This is a genomic window from Pseudoalteromonas sp. Xi13 (assembly GCF_003952205.1).
Classification (GTDB): Bacteria; Pseudomonadota; Gammaproteobacteria; order Enterobacterales; family Alteromonadaceae; genus Pseudoalteromonas; species Pseudoalteromonas atlantica.
The window spans coordinates 1,692,122-1,712,668 of sequence record NZ_CP034439.1; the positions used below are offsets into that span (position 1 = coordinate 1,692,122).

Sequence of the window (20,547 nt, forward strand, 5' to 3'; positions counted from 1 at the left end):
GGTGTAAACTAATAGCAACCTACAGGCCAGCTTATTTTATTATTTAAAATCAATGTTTTAAATTTAAATGTGAGATGCATTCATTAATTAATTGGTAACATTTACATAGTTAATTTACGCTTTTACAGATAAACGCTGCCTATTCGTTTAATTAATTATGCAAAGTGCGTATTATTTTATTATTAAACATAAATAAACAGTATTTCACTTGCCTTTACATACAACCAAGCTTGAAAAAACAGCGTTATTACTTTGCCTTACTCTTTGTGCTATTGCATTTTTGGCGCCTCAATTACTCACCAATCATTTGCAACCGCTTATAAATAACGCTTTAAGTTTTTTAGGGGCGCCATTTTTTTTATTAGTAAATTTTTTATTAGTTGCAGTTATCGTTATTGCCATAAGCCCGCTTGGTAGGCGAAAAGTAGGCGGTGACAATGCCCATATTGAATTTGGCTTATTTGGTTGGCTTTCTATGCTTTTTGCCGCAGGGATGGGGTCGGGTTTAATTTTTTGGGGAGTTGCAGAGCCTGCGTTGAATGTAGTCAACTCTCCTTTAAAACATACACTTTACCCTGACAAAGTAAGTAGTGCTTTAGCGCTGACGTTGGTTAACTGGGGGGCGCATGCGTGGGCTCTTTATGCTGTATTTGGGCTTGTGTTAGGTGGCTTAACAAAAAACAGTCATTGCAGTGGTGATATTAGCGCACCGGTAATCAGTGCATTAAAAGGCGCAATAAATATAAAATACCAAAACAGGCTTACCTTTATTGTTAAATTAGTGGCCGTGCTCGCCATTTTTTTTGGTGTGGTTGGGACAATTGCAAACTCTACGTTATTGCTACGCAAAGGAATTGAAATAAACTTAGGGATAGAGTCCGCGCTTGTATCTGGTTTTATCATAATCAGCTTAATTGTATTGCTGTATACAATATCGGCCAAGCTTGGGCTTAAAAAAGGTATTCAAACGCTGAGTAAGTTTAATGTTTGGCTAGCTTTTTTACTTTTATTGTGGCTGCTTTTGTTAATGCCCATACAGCCTATAATGGCTATTGCCATTGATGGCACAAGGGATTACTTACGGCTTATTTTTACAGGGGCATGGCAATTACAAAGCCAACTTAATAACCCCGAGTGGGCAAATGGCTGGACCTACAATTATTATTTTTGGTGGTTAGCGTGGGGACCTTTTGTTGGCGCGTTTTTAGCTAAAATTAGCCAAGGCCGGCCAGTGTGGCAATATATATTGGGCGTAGTTTTTCTACCTACGCTTGTGACTATTGTGTGGTTTAGCGTGTTTTCGGGCTCGGCTATCGCATGGGATAAAACCTACCATGCCGGTATTTTAGATGCCATTAAAGCCGACTATACTCAAGGGCTATTTATATTTTTTCAGCAGTTAGGCTGGCAAGGCGCCGTACTTATTTGGTCAAGCTTGTTACTGTTACTTATTTTTGTGGTTACCTCAGCCGACTCGGCCATATTAGTAATACGTGATTTAACAAATAGCAAAAAGGCAAAAGCATGGAGTATTTATGGTTGGTCACTCGCGCTTGGGCTTTGTGCCTTTATATTACTGGTACAAAATAATGAGCCACTAAACAGAACCATTGCTATTATTGGCGCTTTACCGTTTTTAGTTATTTTTATTTTGCAGCTGGTGGGCTTTATAAAAGAGTGTATAAGTGAATTTAAGTATTAGGGCTTAAACCCATTTTATTAATAAAAGGATGACGCACTGTATTAAATTGTACGCTTAGGCCGTTCAAAATTAAGTATATAGAACCGGTATACATATTTTTACAATACTATTTTTAAAGATGTTTATAATTTAGGTAATATTTTTGATCGGGATGAGTCATGAGAGCGCTAACTTTATGTTTATGTGTTATTTACCTAAGTGGCTGCACAGTCGCTGGGGTTATAATTGATGGGCAGGCACAGTCAAATGCACGCGCCAATAAATATAGTAATAGCCCAGCTCGCTCTGAGCCTTATAAAAATCCACTCGAACCTGTACCGAAAGACGAAAATGGGTTTAGTTTTACCGATATAGGGTTAAAAATAGATTCATTGCTGTTCAATTTAGTAAAAGGTGAGGGCAATACGGTACAAGTGTGTAGGCAAGTGAGTAAAGTATTGAAAGAGTGTGTAGAAGTAGATAAGTCTGATCTACACACTAATGAGATTACGCAGTTAAAAACTGACTATGAAATGATAAGTGTTGGTCAATAAAGCTGCTTATAAAAAAGTAACTATGATCGTAGCCAGCTTGCATTTCAATGCTAAGCGGATAGCCTTTATTTTTAGCAACAGCCGCTAAATTTTGTGGCTTAAGTTGCTCCTCTAAAAACCCATCGGCATCGCCCTGTGTAACAAGCATAGGGAGAAAATCAGTCTGCTGCGCTTTTTTCATCAACTCGCACGAATCGTATTGAGCCCAGAGCTCTTTGTCAGTGCCTAAGTAACCCGTAAATGCTTTCACGCCCCATGGGCAGTCAATTGGGTTAACAATAGGGCTAAAGGCCGAAGCGCTAACAAACGCTTTAGGGTTTTTAAGTGCCACCATTAAAGCGCCGTGCCCGCCCATAGAGTGACCACTAATTGCTTTAGTACTGGTTACTGGGAAGTGTTGTTCAATAAGCATAGGTAGTTCATCAACTACATAGTCATACATATTAAAATGTGTATTGAACGGTGCTTGTGTTGCGTTTACGTAAAAGCCTGCGCCTTGGCCAAAGTCGTAGCTGTCATCATCAGGGACATTATCACCACGAGGGCTTGTATCAGGCGCTACAATTGCAATACCCAGCTCAGCCGCTTTTTTAAATGCGCCGGCTTTTTGCATAAAGTTTTCGTCTGTACAGGTTAAACCCGATAGCCAATAAAGCACTGGCACTTTATTTGTTTCGCTTGCGCCTGGGGGTAAAAATACCGCAAAACGCATTGTGCAATGGGTACTTGTTGCAGTGTGGGTATATTGTTTGTGCCAACCACCTGCTACTTTTGTACTTGAGATATTTTCTAACATAAAAATCCTTAAAAGCCGCAAACAATTAAGTATTACGGCTTTTTAATACATAGGTTACCAATAGCGTATTAGTAGTGAATTACTGTACGAATACTTTTACCTTCGTGCATTAAATCAAACGCATCGTTAATTTCTTCAAGGCTCATGGTATGCGTAATAAAGTCGTTAAGAGCAAATTCGCCTGCCATGTAACGCTCAACTATTTCAGGTAATTGTGAACGGCCTTTAACGCCACCAAATGCGCTACCACGCCATACACGCCCTGTTACTAGTTGGAAAGGACGGGTTGAAATTTCTTGGCCAGCACCGGCTACACCAATAATTACCGACTCACCCCAACCTTTATGACAACACTCAAGTGCTGAGCGCATTACATCAACGTTACCAATACACTCAAACGAGTAATCAACACCGCCATCGGTCATATCAACAATCACTTCTTGGATAGGCTTGTCGAAGTCTTTAGGGTTTACTAAATCTGTTGCGCCAAGTTTTGTTGCAAGGTCAAATTTGCTGGTATTAATATCAACACCAATAATGCGACCCGCGCCTGCCATTTTTGCACCAATAATAGCCGATAAACCAATGCCACCTAAGCCAAAAATAGCCACGGTATCGCCAGGTTTTACGTTTGCAGTGTTTGTTACCGCGCCCATACCTGTGGTTACGCCACAGCCTAATAAACAAATTTCTTCAAGCGACGCTTCTTTGTTTACTTTTGCGAGTGAAATTTCTGGAAGTACTGTGTACTCAGAAAAAGTAGACGTACCCATGTAGTGATAAATTGGTTGGCCGTCTTTAAAAAAGCGTGTAGTGCCATCTGGCATTAGGCCTTTACCTTGTGTTTCGCGCACTGCTGAACACAGGTTAGTTTTGCCTGAAGTACACATTTTACATACGCCACATTCAGCGGTGTAAAGTGGAATAACGTGATCGCCTACTTCAACACTGGTTACGCCTTCGCCCACTGCATACACAACGCCTGCACCTTCGTGGCCTAAAATTGCTGGGAAAATACCCTCAGGATCTTCACCTGATAAAGTAAATGCATCAGTGTGACAAACACCAGTAGCAGTAATTTTTACCATTACTTCGCCTTTTTTAGGCATCATCACATCAACTTCTTCCACGCTTAATGGTTGGTTTGGACCCCACGCAATAGCTGCTTTTGATTTTATAAATTCAGACATGTGTTTATCCTTTGTAGTGGTTTTAAATAACAATTGTAGACCCAATTTGTTTGGGTGATGGCTCTATTGTATTTGTTTCTCAAATAATGATAATCTCTGATTTATTAAAACACTTTTACAGTATGGTAATAATGGCGCGTTGGGATGGCATAGACGAATTTATAGCAGTGGGGGAAGAGGGTAGTTTTACAGCAGCGGCTAATGTACTGGGGTTGTCGGTTGCTCATATAAGTCGCCATGTTACGGCGCTGGAGCAGCGTTTAAATACCCAGTTACTTACCCGTACCACCCGCAAAGTGGTATTAACCAAAGAAGGTGAAGTCTTTTTACATCAAACTAAGCAATTACAACACGCTATGGACGATGCCACGCAAAGCTTAGCAACGCAGCAAACAACGCCTAAAGGTAAAATTAAATTAACAGCACCGGTTATGTATGGTGAAACTTTTATTATGCCCATTGTGCACAATTTTATGCACGCTCATCCTGAGGTCGAAGTAATTGCTACGCTTTCTAACGAGCAAGAAAATTTACTCGAAGGCGGGTTTGATTTAGCCATTCGGTTAGGGCATTTAAAAGATTCAAGCCACAGAGCACGGCGTTTAAGTGCTAGGCGCTTTATAATGTGTGCCTCCCCAGATTATTTATCCCGAGTAGGTGAGCCCCATACCCTAGGCGAGCTAAACCAACATCAATGTTTAATTGGTAATAGCAGTTACTGGCGAGTAAACGAAAACGGCCGCGATAAACACATTAAAATTGCAGGAAGGTTGCGCTGTAATAGTGGTTGGGCATTAGTTGATGGTGCAAAAAAAGGCTTAGGAATAGTGCAGCTGCCTAATTATTACATTGAAAATGAGCTAAGAACGGGCGAGCTTGTGCCAGTATTAACTTCTTATCAGCCAGATCAAGAAGGCGTGTGGGGAATTTACCCGCCGCGCCAGTTTGTTGCCACTAACGTAAGAGTATTACTTGATTATTTAGTGGCCGGGCTTGAATAAAGCGCGTTTAAAATATAGCCAAGTATAAGATTTATAAATTATTTCTTACATTTATGGTCATATTCAATTCATCTTAGTTCGTGCTACTATAGCCGCACACTTTTAGCATAAATGTTTTAAATAATATGTTTCAACCGGTTAGCTTATTTATAGGGCTCAGATATAGCCGCTCCTCCAAAGGAAATGCGTTTATATCGTTTATCTCGTTTTTTTCTATTGCCGGAATAGCCATAGGGCTAATGGCCTTGTTCACTGTAAGCAGTGTAATGAATGGCTTTGAAAACAGTTTAAAAACAAATATGTTAGGGCTCATTCCTCACGTAGAAGTACAAGCCAATAAACACACCAGCGCACAAATGACAGCGTTAAAAGCCGATTTAGAGCGCTCAGATTATGTAGATCACGTAAGCCTTTACCGCCACGGCGAAGCCATCTTGCAAACCAATAAAGACTTACACGGCGTATTACTACAAGGCTTGTATGGCGATAATGGATCGCTATATAAAATTACCGATAAAGTTGTACAGGGCAATTGGCAGAACGTTTTAAATAATAGCTACAACATAGCTATTAGCCGTTACTTAAGCCGAAAACTTGGCGTTGGTATGGGAGAAAAACTGCGCGTAATTATGCCTAATGCCTCAACTTACACGCCACTTGGGCGCGTACCTAGTCAGCGTTTATTTAAAATAGCCGCAATATACGAAACGGGCTCAGAGATAGATATGAGCCTTGCATTTACCAGCGGCGCATCTTTACAGCGGGTATTAAAGCTTAACAAAAATACCGCGCCTAACTTAAGTGTGTCGTTACATGAGCCCTTTGAATTAGCGCAATTTACAACGGACAGCCAGCACATTTTACGCGATTACCAAGTAAGTGACTGGCGCAGTAGCCAAGGTACTTTATTTGCCGCGGTTGCCATGGAAAAACGTATTATGTCTATGCTGTTAGGGCTGATTGTATTAGTGGCTGTATTTAATATTGTTTCGGCACTGACTATGATGGTGAGTGAAAAACAAGGCGAAGTGGCAATATTACAAACCTTAGGTTTAACGCCTTCACAAGTACAAAAAGTGTTTATGGTGCAAGGCTTGTATAACGGGGTTATTGGCACCGCGATAGGGGCACTTTTAGGTGTATTGTTTAGCTTATATATTAATGAACTACTCGCTGCTGTAGGGCTAAACCTACTAGCAGGTGTAGAGCTTCCGGTAAAATTTGATGTGTTAAGCCTCGTTATTATTGCGCTTAGCAGTATTGCAATGAGCTTTTTAGCCACTTTATATCCTGCGCGCAAAGCCGCAAAAGTAAAACCAGCAGAGGTATTGCGTTATGAATGATTTAGTTATTAGCTGTCAAAACTTAAGTAAAGTTTATCAAGATGGCCAAAACCAAGTAGAAGTATTAAAAGGGGTGGACTTATCACTTAACCAAGGTGATATGCTGGCTATAGTGGGCAGCTCAGGCTCAGGGAAAAGTACCTTATTGCATATTTTAGGAACCCTTGATACGGCTACATCGGGTAGCGCTAAAATAAAAAATCAAGACGTTGCTAAATTATCGCGAACAGAGCAAGCGGCGTTTAGAAATAAAAACTTGGGCTTTATTTATCAGTTCCACCATTTATTAATGGAATTTAGTGCGGTTGAAAACGTGGCTATGCCGCTGTTAATTAAAGGGCTCAACGCAAAAGAGGCGAAAGAGCAAGCCCTGCAAATGCTAGATAAAGTAGGCCTAGCGCATCGCAGTGAGCATAAACCTTCGGCGCTGTCTGGTGGAGAGCGCCAGCGTGTTGCTATTGCTCGTGCTTTAGTGACTAAACCCGCATTAGTATTAGCCGACGAACCTACCGGTAACCTTGATAAGCAAAACGCGATTAAAATTTACGATTTAATTAATGAGCTAAATAAAAGCTTAAATACTAGTTTTGTGGTGGTTACTCACGACTTAGAGCTTGCAGACAAGCTAGGTAAAATTGCGTATTTAGATGATGGGAAACTTGCCATTAAAGAGCCGCACCATGTTGCTTAGTTTATTTTTAAGTGAACGCTTTAGAGCGTATTCTGGTCATAAAGACGAAAAAAACGCATTTGTAAGCTTTATTGCCAAAGCCTCTACCGTTGGTATTTTATTAGGGGTGGCGGTGTTAATTGTTGCGCTTTCGGTTATTAATGGCTTTGAGCAGCAATTAGTGCATCGTTTATTAAGTGTGGTACCGCAAGTTGAATACGTAGCGCCTAGCCGACCGATTGCTGATTGGCCTAACAAAGTAGAAAAACTTAAAGCAGAGCCTCATGTTACAGGTGCTGCGCCATTTATAGCAGTAAATGGTATGGCGCAATTTAAAAGCCAGCTAAAAGCGGTAGAAATACGCGGCGTTGAACCTAGCTATGAAGGGAATGTATCGGCCATAAATCAATTTACCAAAGGCACACTGGTTAGTCAGCTGCGCACGGATGACGTTATTTTAGGCAAGCAAATTGTAAAGCAATTAGGCGCTAATATAGGCGATAACATTACTTTACTCATTCCTAAAATTAGCGAGCAAGGCAAGTCTCTATTAGCCCCTAAGCGCGTAACGTTAACACTTGCGGGCATTATAGAAATGGGTGGGCCAATTGACAGTAGCGCTGCATTTATTCACTTAAATAAAGCACAGTCAGTTTTAGGCTACGACGCCAGCCAAGTGACAGGTTTACGATTGAGCGTAGATGATGTGTTTGCTGCGCATCAAATTGCACTGCGAGTAGGGCAAACTATTAGTGATTATGTATATGTTTCTAGCTGGTTTAGAACGCAAGGTAGCCTGTATCAAGATATTCAAATGGTGCGCACAATTGTGTACATTGTGGTGTTTTTAATTATAGCGGTAGCTAGCTTTAACATTGTATCGTCGCTTGTAATGGAAGTGCGCGAAAAACAAGGCAACATAGCTATTTTAAAAACCATGGGCGCTAAAGACAGTACTATTTTAGCGACCTTTGTCATGCAAGGTTTAACGCAAGCCTTTGTTGGCGTGTTACTTGGCACACTAGTTGGGGTTATATTAGCGCTTAACATTAGTGAGCTGTTTACATGGGTTAGCCAGTTATTTGCAGCTAATCCGCTTGAAGGTGTTTATTTTATTGAGTTTTTACCCAGTAAATTAGTACTCAGTGATATTGGAATAACAGTTATTGTTACCTTTGTTTTAGCTGTACTTGCTACTATTTACCCGGCGTGGCAAGCAACTCGAGTCGACCCTGCCAAGGTACTGGGTAATTAACAACTCTTTATAGTGTAAATATCAATAGGGCAGCGTGCCTTAAGCTGCTAAACTGCGCGCTCATTTAACGTGGGCGCTCTAATTTAGCCTCGCTCTCTACTCAGGAAATTACTTTGACAAATAACGATATTTTACGCCGTGTTCGCTATACCTTTAATTTAACCGATACTGCCATGGTCGGTATTTTCGCCGCCGCAGAGGCTACAGTTACCACTGAGCAAGTCGTTGCATGGTTAACAAAAGAGGGTGAGCAAGGGTTTGTTAAAATGTCAGACACTGAGTTTGCTACGTTTTTAAATGGCTTTATAAATACAAAGCGTGGCAAGCGCGAAGGCCCACAGCCGGTGCCAGAGGCTAAGTTAAATAATAATATTATTTTTATGAAGCTACGTATTGCTTTAAACATGAAAGCAGAAGATGTAATAGCAACACTTGCAAAAGTTGACTTTGAATTAAGTAAACATGAGCTCAGTGCGTTTTCTCGAAAAGTAGAAAATAAACATTACCGTGTGTGTAACGATCAGGTTTTGCGTTTGTTTTTAACAGGTGTTCAGCAGCAGTATCGCCCTGCAGAGTAAATAAATTATTTAATGCTAAAAGCTCAGCAATTGCTGAGCTTTTTTGTAGTTAATGTTTGCGGTTAAGAAAAGGCCTTATCAGTAAGAGATTGCTGCATTTGCTCTCGCATTTTAAACTTTTGCAGTTTGCCTGTTACTGTCATTGGGTAACTCTCTACAAAGCGAATATAACGGGGCATTTTAAAATAGGCGAGCTTGTCTTTTAAAAATGCACGTATTGCTTGCTCATCAAGTACTGCATCTTCTTTTGGCTGGATCCACGCACACACTTCTTCGCCGTACTTCTCATCACTAATACCAAATATAGCGGCATCTTGAATACCTGGGTAAGTGTAAAGAACCTCTTCAATTTCGCGTGGGTAAATGTTTTCGCCACCTCGAATGATCATGTCTTTAATGCGGCCAACAATACTCACAAACCCTTCGCAGTCCATTACCCCTAAATCACCAGAGTGTAACCAGCCTTCGTCATCTATAGTGGCTTTTGTTTTTTCTTCGTCATTCCAATAGCAGCGCATTATACCGGCGCCCTTACTGCAGACCTCACCAGGTACACCTATTTTTTGAATGTTACCCAGTTCGTCAATAATTTTAACTTCAGTGTGAGCAAGGGCACGGCCAACGGTTGTTACTTGGCGCTCTATTGATGAGTCGGTTTCGGTTATATTGTTGATTGGGCTGCACTCAGTTTGCCCATACGCAATTAATACTTGATGCATGTTCATTTGTGTTTGGACTTTACGCATGACTTGCTCAGGGCACGTTGAGCCCGCCATTACACCAGTGCGTAAAGTGCTGAGGTTATAATTGGTAAAATTAGGCAGCTCTAGTTGGCTAATAAACATAGTCGGCACACCATGCAGCGCGGTGCAGCCCTCTTGCTGGACAACATCAAGCGTGGTTTTTGCATCAAACGCATCGCTTGGGTATATAGCTGCGGCGCCTTTACTTACACATAGCAGGCTGCCAAGCACCATCGCAAAACAATGATACAGAGGCACAGGTATGCACAGTTTATCTTGCGCTGTAAAATGCATAGCCTCTGCAACAAATAGCGCATTATTAAGTATGTTCTTATGGGTGAGTGTAGCGCCTTTAGGGTTGCCCGTGGTGCCAGAGGTAAACTGTATATTTATGTCTTGATCCGCGTTTAAATTTGCTGAAATCGCATTTAATTCAAGCTTGTGAGCCGGGGTGGCAAAATTCATCACATCAGCAAACGTAAACATACCAGGGCTTTTTTCATTGCCAATGCGTATTACATTTTTAAGGCTAGGTAGGGCATGTGCATTTAGCTCACCGGGTTCACATTGGGCAAGTTCAGGCGCTAAGCTGTTAAGCATATCTATATAATTACTGCCTTTAAAATGTGACGCAGTAATTAGCGTGCTGCATTCTACCGAGTTCAAAGCATAGGCTAACTCGTTTGGTCTGTAGGCAGGGTTAATGCAGACCATAATGGCACCTATTTTGGCGCTCGCAAATTGGGTTAAACACCACTCAATGTTATTGGGTGACCATATTCCTACTCTATCTCCTGGTTTAACGCCTATTGCTAGTAGCCCCATAGCGAGTTGATTAACTTCATTTTGAAACGCTTTATACGTTAAGCGTACATTTTGATGGCTAACAACGACAGCGAGCGAACTAGGGTGTTTGTCGACAATAAAATCAAAGTACTCGCCAATTGTTTTATCCGTTAGCGGCGTGCTTTGCGCACCTTTAAAATAGCTTTTTGTGAGCGGTAATGTGTTTATTTGTTCTACTTCTTTTACCGAGCGCGATGGTGTGTGCATGTGCTTCTCCGTATTAATGTGTGTCAGTTACTTATATCAATCCGTGCTGATAAGTCAGTATTCATTTGCTTAGCCACGAATAGCTGTATAGCAAAATAAAAAATAGTTAAGCGAATTGTTATAGGCTGTAGTTAAAATAAACACAAATTGTCGACAAAGAAAGGGTGGTTAGACTAATGTACTAAGCATAAAGAAAAGTTAAATGGAACGTTTTACAGAGGGGCAATAAAAACTAACTTTTATAAAGGCATAAAAAAAACGCCACTAAATGGCGTTTTTATAGTTTGTTTTAATCGCTTTGAGACTTATAGCTCGTCACTGCGGTAGGTTTTTTTCATAATGTATACATAGGCATTAACAAAAGCGTTTTCTTGGTACTTTTTAAGGCCTGTGTCTTCAAACGCAATAGGTATAGGGTTGCGTTTAAGCTGTTCTTTAATTTCGGTCGTTGAGAACACGCGAACGTCTAACTCTTCAATTAATTGAATCGCTGTTTCCATTTTAAAGCCCTTTGCACTGCCTGCAAATTTACCTTTAGGTTGGCGCTCACGAATGGCAACAGAATCAATTTGGTAATCTTGCATTAGTTTTGCAAAATCAAATTGAAATTTACGCATTATTTCAGTGTCGTTACCGTTACCTAAGGTAAAGCGTGTTTGGCGCACATCGCGAATATCAAATACGTCGTTATCTTTACTTAAAATACAAAGTAGTACATCACTACCGGTAATTTCTACACCACATGTTCTCATTGCTGTTCTCTAATATAACTTAATTGCTTGGTATTATACCCAACATCTAATAAATTGCGAGAGCAAGGCGGCGCAGGTGCATTTTAATAATCAATAAACTCAAGTTGTCACATGCTTAATTTAAATTAGCGAGCGAAAAACAAAAAAATGACAATTTTAGGTAAAATTTCAAGTAATGAGCGCGCTTTAATCTTGTAATTGATACTCTATCACGCGACAATATCTTTTTTGTAGTTGAGCAGACTCAGCATCTACATTAGTCATGTATGGCGAAAAATAGTCAATGCTTATTCGTAAAAGCGTTGTCGAGTCATTCTCATTTAATTTATTTAAAAATACACGTGATACATTGTAGGTGTCACCACTGTATGTAAGGATTTATAATGCCAGTTATTACTCTTCCTGACGGCAGTCAGCGTAGTTTTGAAAACCCTGTAAGTACTCTTGATGTAGCTAACGATATTGGTCCTGGTCTTGCTAAAGCAACCATTGCTGGTCGCGTTAATGGCGAGCGTGTTGATGCGTGCGATATGATCAACGAAGATTCGCGCCTTGAGATCATCACCGCAAAAGATGACGACGGCCTAGAAATTATTCGTCACTCGTGTGCTCACTTAATCGGTCACGCAGTTAAGCAGCTTTTCCCAGACGCTAAAATGGCTATTGGTCCAACTATTGATAACGGTTTTTACTACGATATTGATATGGAACACTCTTTGTCTCAAGAAGACTTAGACGCCATTGAAAAGCGTATGTTGCAACTTGCAAAAACAAACTACGACGTAGTGAAAAAAAATGTAAGCTGGCAAGAAGCACGCGATACGTTTGAAGCGCGTGGCGAAACATACAAAATGGAAATTTTGGACGAAAACATCGCAAAAGATGATCGTCCAGGATTATACCACCACGAAGAATACGTAGACATGTGTCGTGGTCCGCACGTACCAAACATGAAATTCTGCCAAAACTTCAAAATAATGAAAGTAGCTGGCGCTTACTGGCGTGGCGACTCTGAAAACAAAATGCTACAGCGTATTTACGGCACAGCGTGGGGCGATAAAAAGCAGCTCAAAGCGTACCTTAAACGCTTAGAAGAGGCTGAAAAACGCGATCACCGCCGTATTGGTAAAGCGCTTGATTTATGGCACTGGCAAGAAGAAGCGCCAGGTATGGTATTTTGGCACAATGATGGTTGGAGCATTTACCGCGAGCTTGAAGAATTTGTTCGTGAAAAACTGCGTGAGTACAGCTACGAAGAAGTTAAAGGTCCAATGATGATGGACCGTTCTTTGTGGGAAAAATCAGGTCACTGGGAAAAATACTCAGACGCCATGTTTACCACAGAGTCTGAAAAACGCGAATATGCTATAAAACCAATGAACTGCCCAGGTCACGTGCAAATTTTTAACCAGGGTTTAAAATCGTACCGTGATTTACCACTGCGTATGGCTGAGTTTGGTTGTTGTCACCGTAACGAACCATCAGGCGCTTTACACGGCTTAATGCGTGTACGTGGCTTTACACAAGATGATGCTCACGTGTTCTGTACAGAAGAGCAAGTAATGGACGAAGTTTCAGCGTGTATTAAGATGGTTTATGATACATATGAGACATTCGGTTTTGACAAAATTGTAGTTAAGCTTTCTACGCGTCCTGAAAAGCGCATCGGCGATGATGAAATTTGGGACAAAGCAGAGGTTGCATTAGCCGATGCACTTAAAGCAAACGACATTGAATTTGATTACCTGCCAGGTGAAGGTGCCTTTTACGGACCTAAAATTGAATTTACTTTGTACGATTGTTTAGACAGAGCGTGGCAATGTGGTACAGTGCAACTCGACTTTGCATTACCGGGTCGTTTAGGCGCTACTTATGTAGCAGAAAACAACGAACGACGCACTCCAGTTATGATACACCGTGCTATTTTAGGCTCAATTGAGCGCTTTATCGGTATTTTAACTGAAGAATACGCTGGTTTATTCCCAACGTGGCTTGCTCCAAAGCAAGTGGTAATTATGAACATTACCGATAAACAAGCAGATTACGTGCACGAAATTGTACAAAAATTAAATAAACTTGGAATTAGAGCCGCTGCTGACTTGAGAAATGAGAAGATTGGCTTTAAAATCCGAGAACATACACTTAAGCGTATTCCTTACTTACTCGTTGTCGGCGATAAAGAAGTTGAACAACAGGAAGTAGCAGTACGTACCCGCACAGGTGAAGACCTAGGCAAATTTAATGTTGATGATTTTGTAGCTAAAATTAGCGAAGAAATTAAAAATCGACAGTAAAAATCGAGCGTGTAGGGCAATCACAAACAGCCAACTACACGCTTATATTATTGATATTCTTGGAGGAACGTACCATTAGAGGCGGCAAGAAAGGGCAACAAACAGCTCAAAAAAATCGTATTAACGAAGAAATTACAGCTCAAGAAGTTCGTTTAATCGACATCGAAGGCGAACAAGCTGGAATTCAGTCATTAAAAGACGCACAAGCTATGGCTGATGCAGCGGGTGTTGATCTTGTAGAGATTAGCCCAAACGCTGAGCCGCCTGTTTGTAAGGTTATGGACTACGGTAAGTTCATCTTTGAAAAAAGCAAAGAACTAAAAGAGCAGAAGAAGAAGCAAAAGCAAATCCAGATTAAAGAAATCAAATTCCGTCCTGGCACGGATGAAGGTGACTATCAGGTTAAGCTGCGCAACTTACGTAAGTTCTTAGAAGCTGGCGATAAAGCTAAGATTACTATCCGCTTCCGTGGCCGCGAAATGGCTCACCAAGAAATTGGTATCGAATTATTAAACCGTGTTAAGGCTGATTTAGAAGAACTTGCAGTAGTCGAGTCTTTCCCAAATCGTGTTGAAGGCCGCCAAATGGTTATGATGATGGCGCCTGTTGCTAAAAAATAATTTTTAAGCGATAATACGCACCGAATTTAGCTCAGGTACCCAAGTAATATGCAAATATTCACCTGTGCTAACCGGTTTTAAAGTAAAATTGCGGCATTTTTGCTGGGTTTTCACCGGAATATGGCAGTAAGTTAGGCCTAAAAGTGGAGCTATAGAAATATATCTCACGCCTGCTTACTAATTTTTAAGCAATACATTTGGAGTTATTGCAATGGCTTATAAGCTAAAAAGTCACAGAGGCGCTGCTAAGCGTTTCAAGAAAACTGCTTCTGGCGGTTTCAAGCGTAAACAAGCGCATCTTCGTCACATTCTGACTAAGAAAACTTCTAAGCGTAAGTTACACCTACGTCCTAAGATGATGGTTCATAAAAATGACCATGGTCTAGTTTCACGTATGTTACCATTCGCTTAATAGGGGTTTTTAGAAATGGCAAGAGTTAAACGCGGTGTTGTCGCACGTGCACGTCACAAAAAAGTTTTAAAGCAAGCTAAAGGTTACTACGGAGCACGTTCACGTGTTTACCGCGTAGCTTTCCAGGCAGTTACTAAAGCGGGTCAATACGCTTACCGTGACCGTCGTGCTAAGAAACGTACTTTCCGTCAATTATGGATTGCACGTATCAATGCAGCTTCACGTCAAAATGGTCTGTCTTACAGCCGTTTTATCAATGGTCTTAAAAAGACTTCTGTAGAAATCGATCGTAAGATCCTTGCAGATATCGCTGTTTACGACCAAGTTGCATTTGCAGCGCTTGTTGAAAAAGCAAAAGAAGGCCTAGCGGCAGCTTAAGCTTTTTTAAATAAGTAATAAAGAGGAGCCCTAGGCTCCTCTTTTTGTGCCTGTAATTTAAGATTCACCGAGCAATATCCTCCCGCAATAATACTTTATTATTTTGTGGGGCTAAATATGTCGCTATATGCGTTAAAAAGCTCTCGTTTAGAACAACTAATTAGCGAAGTTTTCCCTAGCTCTTAACACGTTTATTCATTCTCAAAATAGATCGCTTAATTAAGCGGATTGGTATAAACAACGAATTTTTTAGCAAGCTATCGACACTTTTCCCCAGCCTTAAAATTAACTACTTTAATAATCACTTTATTAAGTGCATGGGTATAAACGGGCTTTCTTTTTTGTTGAATCACCGCACTTTTATAATATCGCTATGTTTACTTGGTATAATTTATTTTATTAAAGCGTTTGTTAGAGAAAACTATGTTTGCAAGCCTGTTATTTTTATCTGCAATTGTGGCAGATAACAGTCATTTACCGCCTCTTATTCCTTGGCAAGGTGATAGCGTTTCGTTATTACAACAGCAAGGCCCGTTAACCACTGATTTTGAGTTATCACAGGGCAAAGCCTCGCCAAACTATGCCGACACAATGGCGTTTGTAGATAGGCTTGTAGCGGCAAATCCCACGCAGTTTCATTCTCAAATAATAGGCTACAGTAATAGTAATCGCGCTATTAAAATGGTGGTTGCCAGTGAGCAAGGTTTTTTTGAAGCTGGGCAAATGGCCAACAGCACTAAGCCAACCGTTTTTATCCAAGCCGGTATTCATGCAGGTGAGATAGATGGTAAGGACGCCATGTTTATGTTGCTGCGCGATATTGCAACCGGTAAGCGCCGTGATATTTTAAAAAAGGTAAACATACTTTTTATTCCTATTTTAAACGTAGATGGGCATGAACGCAGCAGCGCATTTAATCGCATAAATCAGCGCGGCCCTGAAAAAATGGGCTTTAGAACCAATGCAAATAATCTAAACCTTAATCGCGATTTCACTAAATTAGATACACCAGAGGTGAGAAGTGTTTTAAAGGTTATTAATGATTACAACCCAAACTTATACATTGATGTGCATGTTACCGATGGCGCCGATTATCAGTACGATGTGACCTATGGTTATAACCCTGTATTTGCAAGCGAATCGCCTGCTATATCTGATGCATTAGATCAGTATATAAAGCCGATTATTGACGAAACATTACAAAAGCAAGGGCATATACCTGGGCCATTGGTGTTTGTTATGGATAAACGCGACTTTAAAAAAGGCCTTGCAGGTTGGGTGGCTACACCGCGTTTTTCAAACGGGTGGGGCGATTTAAAATCATTACCAACAATTTTAGTCGAAAACCATTCTTTAAAACCTTATCAACAACGCGTATTAGGCACCTATGTATTTTTAGATGGGGCAATAAACGGGCTTTCTCAGTACAGTCATGAGCTTGCGAACGCCGTTAAAAAAGAGCAAGAATTTGTACCTGAGAAACTAATTGTTAAACGAGCTTATGCTAAACAAGCAGACACTATTAGTGAGTTTAAAGGGGTAGAATACACATCAAGTGTAAGTGCGCTTTCGGGGCAAACTGAGGTTAAATATTTAGGTAAAGCCTATACCTACACTGACTTACCGATTTATTGGCAAAAAGAGGTTGAACGAGTTGTTGATGTGCCCCAAGCGTTTTTTGTTCCGCCTGTATATAGCGATATAATAGAAAAGCTTAAGTTACATGGGGTGTCAGTTAACAAACTTAAAGGCGCGAATACGCAACCTTTAAAGCTTGCCAAAGTACTTGATTACTCGTTTGATAAAGCCCCATTTGAAGGGCGCTTTAGAGTCTCTGCAAGTTTTGATTATGTACCAGCAATAAATGTAGATTTAGACGGATGGTATCAAGTAAATACGCAGCAAAAAGCAGGGGAGTTAGCGGTTCATTTATTACACCCAGAAGCTCCTGATTCATTTTTTGCGTGGGGTGAGTTTAATACAATTTTTCAACGAACAGAGTACATGGAAAACTACGCGTTAATCCCTTACGCAAGGAAAATGCTTAAAGACAACCCAAAACTTGCTCTCGAGTTTGATAAAAAACTTCAAGATAAAGCATTTGCGCAAGATGCCAATGCACGTTTGCACTGGTTATATTCACACACGCCATTTTATGACGAAGCGTATTTGAAATATCCAATTTTAATGTCGTATGAGCAAGTAGCCGTTATTCCCGATCAAAAAGATAAAGAAATTTAATATGCACGTTATTACGATACCCGTGACTGCTTTTTCTCAAAATTGCAGAATTATTAGCTGTACAGAAACAAAGCAAGCTGTGGTGATAGACCCAGGTGGTGACACACAAAAAATTATAGCCACGCTTAGTGAGCACAAATTAGTACTGAGCGCTATTTGGCTTACACACGGGCATTTAGACCACGTAGGTGCGGCCGATGAATTACGCTCACACTACAATGTGCAAATTATTGGCCCGCAAAAAGATGAGTCATTTTGGTTTGATAACCTGCCTATGCAAGCACAAATGTTTGGTTTTTCAGCTATTGATGCTTTTTACCCTGACATTTGGCTTAATCATAATGATGTATTAACGCTTGGCAAACTTAGCTTTAGTGTTAAGCATTGCCCCGGGCACACACCGGGTCATATTGTGTTTTATGAGCCTGAACAGCAATGCGTTATTGTTGGTGATGTTATTTTTAAAGGAGCTGTAGGGCGTACAGATTTCCCTAAAGGCAATACAGAGCAGCTCATTGAGTCTATTAAAAGCCATATTTTAACACTTGATGACCACACGCGTATTTTAGCTGGTCATGGTGAAGATACCACTGTAGGCCACGAAAAACGCACTAATCCATTTGTAAGTGGCCAATTTGGTTAATTAAAATCCATGAAAATGCAAAATTATTGCAGACGGAATTTTAAATTGGCTGTATAATTTAACCAGTTTATTAGATAAATAAGAAATAAAATGTCTCTAAATCACGTAGATCGCCAAATTTTGGCACTTTTACAACAGGACGCAAGTCTTTCAACTGCTGAAATTGCAGACAAAGTAGGCTTATCTCAATCACCTTGTTGGCGACGCATTGCAAAGCTTGAACAAGATGGCTATATCAAAAGTAAAGTTGCGCTTTTAGATGAGAAAAAGCTTGGTTTTGACATGCTTGTATACGCACATGTGCGCTTATCAAATCATGGCAAGAAAAACTTAGCTGAATTTGAAAAGCTAATTATGAGCTATGACGAAGTGACAGAATGTTACACAATGGCCGGCACCATGGACTTTATGCTGCGTATAATTTCACAAGGTATAGAAGGCTATGAGCACTTTGTACGTGACAATTTACTCAGCTTAGAATACGTTCAAGAGGTACACTCTAACGTAACCATGACATGTGTAAAACGCAGTACATCTCTTCCTCTATAAAATAAACGACACAAAGTTAAGCTATACTAAGAAAGCTAATAACGGTGTGTGCGAATTGTTAAATGAGCGCTAATTTGGTAACATTTAGCGCTTTTTCGATCCTAACCTAATAACCCCCTGAGGAACTCAATGTTTAACTTACTCAGCAAAGCGCCTAGCTCTGCTAAAAACGATATTTTATCTGGCTTAACTGTAGCACTTGCTTTAGTTCCAGAAGCTGTTGCGTTTGCTTTTGTAGCAAATGTCGAACCTTTAGTTGGTCTCTACGCCGCGTTTATCGTTGGTTTAATTACGGCTATTTTTGGTGGTCGCCCTGGTATGATTTCGGGCGCAACCGGTGCATTAGCGGTTGTAATGGTAAGTTTGGTACTTGATCACGGTGTTGAGTATTTATTTGCCACGGTGTTGCTGATGGGGATACTGCAAATACTCGCGGGAATATTTAAGCTCGGTAAGTTTATTCGCATGGTCCCTCATCCTGTTATGCTCGGCTTTGTAAATGGATTAGCGATAGTAATATTTTTAGCGCAACTTGGGCAGTTTAAAGTGCCAGATGGCGCAGGTGGCCAGCAATGGATGACAGGCAACCCGCTTTACATTATGTTAGGTTTAGTTGCATTAACTATGGCTATCATTCACTTTTTACCTAAGCTCACCACTGCAGTGCCTTCTTCTTTAGTGGCTATTGTAACGGTAACCGCGTTAGTAATAGGCCTTGATTTAGACTCGCGCACTGTACTTGATTTCCTAAAAGGGATGACAGGTAATGAAGCGGCTACCATTGCTGGCGGTTTACCTGAATTTCACATTCCTATGGTTCCATTTACCCTGGAAACTTTTTATATAATTTTTCCGTATGCATTAATCTTAGCGGCTATTGGTTTAATTGAGTCGTTATTAACGCTTAGCTTGATTGATGAAATTACCGAAACCCGTGGCCACTCAAATAAAGAGTGCATTGGCCAAGGTGCTGCTAATGTAACCTGTGGATTTTTTGGCGCAATGGGTGGCTGTGCCATGATTGGGCAATCAATGATCAACATTAATTCGGGCGGGCGCTCGCGCTTGTCGGGTATAAGTGCTGCACTATTGCTGCTTGCATTTATTATATTTGCTTCAAGTTTAATTGAAATGATCCCACTGGCTGCGCTTGTAGGTGTTATGTTTATGGTTGTACTTGGTACGTTTGAATGGGCAAGCTTTAAAATGATGAAGCGCGTACCACTGTCTGATGCCTTTGTAATTGTATTGGTATCTGGCGTAACCGTAGTAACCGATTTAGCGATTGCCGTGTGTGTTGGTGTTATTGTTTCTGCCTTGGTATTTGCTTGGAATCATGCAAAACATATCTACACAACTAATTACATTGATGAGCAAGGTGCTAAAGTTTACGAGCTTCACGGTCCGCTATTTTTTGGCTCAGTTAAAAACTTTTCTGAGTTATTCGATGTTAAAAACGACCCTAAAGATGTAATTATTGAATTTGAACACAGCCGTGTTGCGGATCACAGTGCCATAGAAGCCATCGACAGCTTAGCTGATAAGTACACTAAAGCAGGTAAACAGCTTCACTTACGTCATTTAAGTAAAGACTGTAAGCAGCTGTTACACAAAGCGCGTGACTTAGTTGAGGTAAACGTAATTGAAGACCCAACTTATAAAGTAGCCTCTGATAAACTTGCTTAGTTTATAAGGTGGCTTTGCCCATACGAGCTGATTGAATCGGCATTTTAAAAGCGAAAGGTTAAAGCCTTTCGCTTTTTTATTGGCTTAACTTTGCGGTAAGGCTCTTAA

Annotated in this window: 19 protein-coding genes; 15 read left to right on the forward strand and 4 right to left on the reverse strand. The window is 40.5% G+C overall.

Translation table 11 applies throughout. The annotated features are described in order from the left end of the window. Positions 1–208 precede the first annotated feature (208 nt). Both EJ103_RS07625 and EJ103_RS07630 read left to right on the forward strand, forming a co-directional pair. The gene (locus tag EJ103_RS07625) at positions 209–1,702 is read left to right on the forward strand and encodes a BCCT family transporter (RefSeq protein ID WP_126006902.1); all 1,494 of its coding nucleotides are present in this window, start codon (positions 209–211) and stop codon (positions 1,700–1,702) included. A 158-nt stretch (positions 1,703–1,860) separates the two neighbouring features. Beyond that, on the forward strand, positions 1,861–2,235 hold the full coding sequence (locus EJ103_RS07630) for a hypothetical protein (protein ID WP_126006904.1): 375 nt from the start codon (positions 1,861–1,863) through the stop codon (positions 2,233–2,235). Here EJ103_RS07630 and fghA read toward each other — a convergent pair. Both fghA and EJ103_RS07640 read right to left on the reverse strand, forming a co-directional pair. After that, positions 2,189–3,031: an S-formylglutathione hydrolase gene (fghA, locus tag EJ103_RS07635; protein ID WP_126006906.1), complete on the reverse strand. Its 843-nt coding sequence runs from the start codon at positions 3,029–3,031 to the stop codon at positions 2,189–2,191. The genes EJ103_RS07630 and fghA overlap by 47 nt on opposite strands. A gap of 68 nt (positions 3,032–3,099) precedes the next feature. Next, positions 3,100–4,221 carry an S-(hydroxymethyl)glutathione dehydrogenase/class III alcohol dehydrogenase gene (locus EJ103_RS07640; protein WP_004587830.1) on the reverse strand — a complete coding sequence of 374 codons (1,122 nt, stop codon included), beginning with the start codon at positions 4,219–4,221 and terminating at the stop codon, positions 3,100–3,102. Between the two features lie 131 nt (positions 4,222–4,352). On the opposite strand from EJ103_RS07640, the gene EJ103_RS07645 reads away from it, so the two are divergent. From EJ103_RS07645 to EJ103_RS07665, 5 genes are all read left to right on the forward strand, one after another. Next, positions 4,353–5,222 carry a LysR family transcriptional regulator gene (locus EJ103_RS07645; protein ID WP_206435497.1) on the forward strand — a complete coding sequence of 290 codons (870 nt, stop codon included), beginning with the start codon at positions 4,353–4,355 and terminating at the stop codon, positions 5,220–5,222. Between the two features lie 125 nt (positions 5,223–5,347). Further along, positions 5,348–6,565, forward strand: a complete 1,218-nt coding sequence (locus EJ103_RS07650) for a lipoprotein-releasing ABC transporter permease subunit (RefSeq protein ID WP_126006910.1) — start codon at positions 5,348–5,350, stop codon at positions 6,563–6,565. Beyond that, positions 6,558–7,256, forward strand: a complete 699-nt coding sequence (gene lolD / locus EJ103_RS07655; protein WP_055253440.1) for a lipoprotein-releasing ABC transporter ATP-binding protein LolD — start codon at positions 6,558–6,560, stop codon at positions 7,254–7,256. Before EJ103_RS07650 ends, lolD begins: the two co-directional genes overlap by 8 nt. Then, complete coding sequence (locus EJ103_RS07660; protein WP_024034069.1) at positions 7,246–8,490, forward strand: lipoprotein-releasing ABC transporter permease subunit; 1,245 nt, start codon at positions 7,246–7,248, stop codon at positions 8,488–8,490. Before lolD ends, EJ103_RS07660 begins: the two co-directional genes overlap by 11 nt. Before the next feature lie 113 nt (positions 8,491–8,603). Beyond that, a complete protein-coding gene (locus tag EJ103_RS07665; RefSeq protein ID WP_055253445.1) occupies positions 8,604–9,068 on the forward strand; it encodes a DUF1456 family protein in 465 nt (154 codons plus the stop codon). Positions 9,069–9,130: 62 nt separating this feature from the next. Here the strand turns inward: EJ103_RS07665 and EJ103_RS07670 are convergent, their stop codons facing one another. Continuing rightward, positions 9,131–10,864: an AMP-binding protein gene (locus EJ103_RS07670; protein WP_126006912.1), complete on the reverse strand. Its 1,734-nt coding sequence runs from the start codon at positions 10,862–10,864 to the stop codon at positions 9,131–9,133. A gap of 305 nt (positions 10,865–11,169) precedes the next feature. After that, positions 11,170–11,616, reverse strand: a complete 447-nt coding sequence (locus tag EJ103_RS07675) for a DUF3010 family protein (protein ID WP_004587837.1) — start codon at positions 11,614–11,616, stop codon at positions 11,170–11,172. A 383-nt stretch (positions 11,617–11,999) separates the two neighbouring features. Here EJ103_RS07675 and thrS point away from each other — a divergent pair, with 383 nt between their 5' ends. From thrS to EJ103_RS07715, 8 genes are all read left to right on the forward strand, one after another. After that, a complete protein-coding gene (gene thrS / locus EJ103_RS07680) occupies positions 12,000–13,910 on the forward strand; it encodes a threonine--tRNA ligase (protein ID WP_004587838.1) in 1,911 nt (636 codons plus the stop codon). A gap of 59 nt (positions 13,911–13,969) precedes the next feature. Continuing rightward, entirely contained in the window at positions 13,970–14,530 is a 561-nt protein-coding gene (gene infC / locus EJ103_RS07685; protein ID WP_024034072.1) for a translation initiation factor IF-3, read from the forward strand. Between the two features lie 211 nt (positions 14,531–14,741). Next, positions 14,742–14,942 (forward strand): 50S ribosomal protein L35, encoded by a 201-nt coding sequence (rpmI, locus tag EJ103_RS07690; RefSeq protein ID WP_004587840.1) that lies wholly within the window; start codon positions 14,742–14,744, stop codon positions 14,940–14,942. 15 nt (positions 14,943–14,957) lie between these two features. Beyond that, complete coding sequence (gene rplT, locus EJ103_RS07695; protein WP_004587841.1) at positions 14,958–15,320, forward strand: 50S ribosomal protein L20; 363 nt, start codon at positions 14,958–14,960, stop codon at positions 15,318–15,320. A 423-nt stretch (positions 15,321–15,743) separates the two neighbouring features. Further along, on the forward strand, positions 15,744–17,561 hold the full coding sequence (locus tag EJ103_RS07700) for a M14 family metallopeptidase (protein WP_126006914.1): 1,818 nt from the start codon (positions 15,744–15,746) through the stop codon (positions 17,559–17,561). A gap of 1 nt (position 17,562) precedes the next feature. Further along, positions 17,563–18,204 carry an MBL fold metallo-hydrolase gene (locus EJ103_RS07705; protein ID WP_126006916.1) on the forward strand — a complete coding sequence of 214 codons (642 nt, stop codon included), beginning with the start codon at positions 17,563–17,565 and terminating at the stop codon, positions 18,202–18,204. Between the two features lie 90 nt (positions 18,205–18,294). After that, positions 18,295–18,753 (forward strand): Lrp/AsnC family transcriptional regulator, encoded by a 459-nt coding sequence (locus EJ103_RS07710; protein WP_002960703.1) that lies wholly within the window; start codon positions 18,295–18,297, stop codon positions 18,751–18,753. A 129-nt stretch (positions 18,754–18,882) separates the two neighbouring features. Further along, entirely contained in the window at positions 18,883–20,439 is a 1,557-nt protein-coding gene (locus tag EJ103_RS07715) for a SulP family inorganic anion transporter (RefSeq protein ID WP_126006918.1), read from the forward strand. Positions 20,440–20,547: the final 108 nt, after the last annotated feature.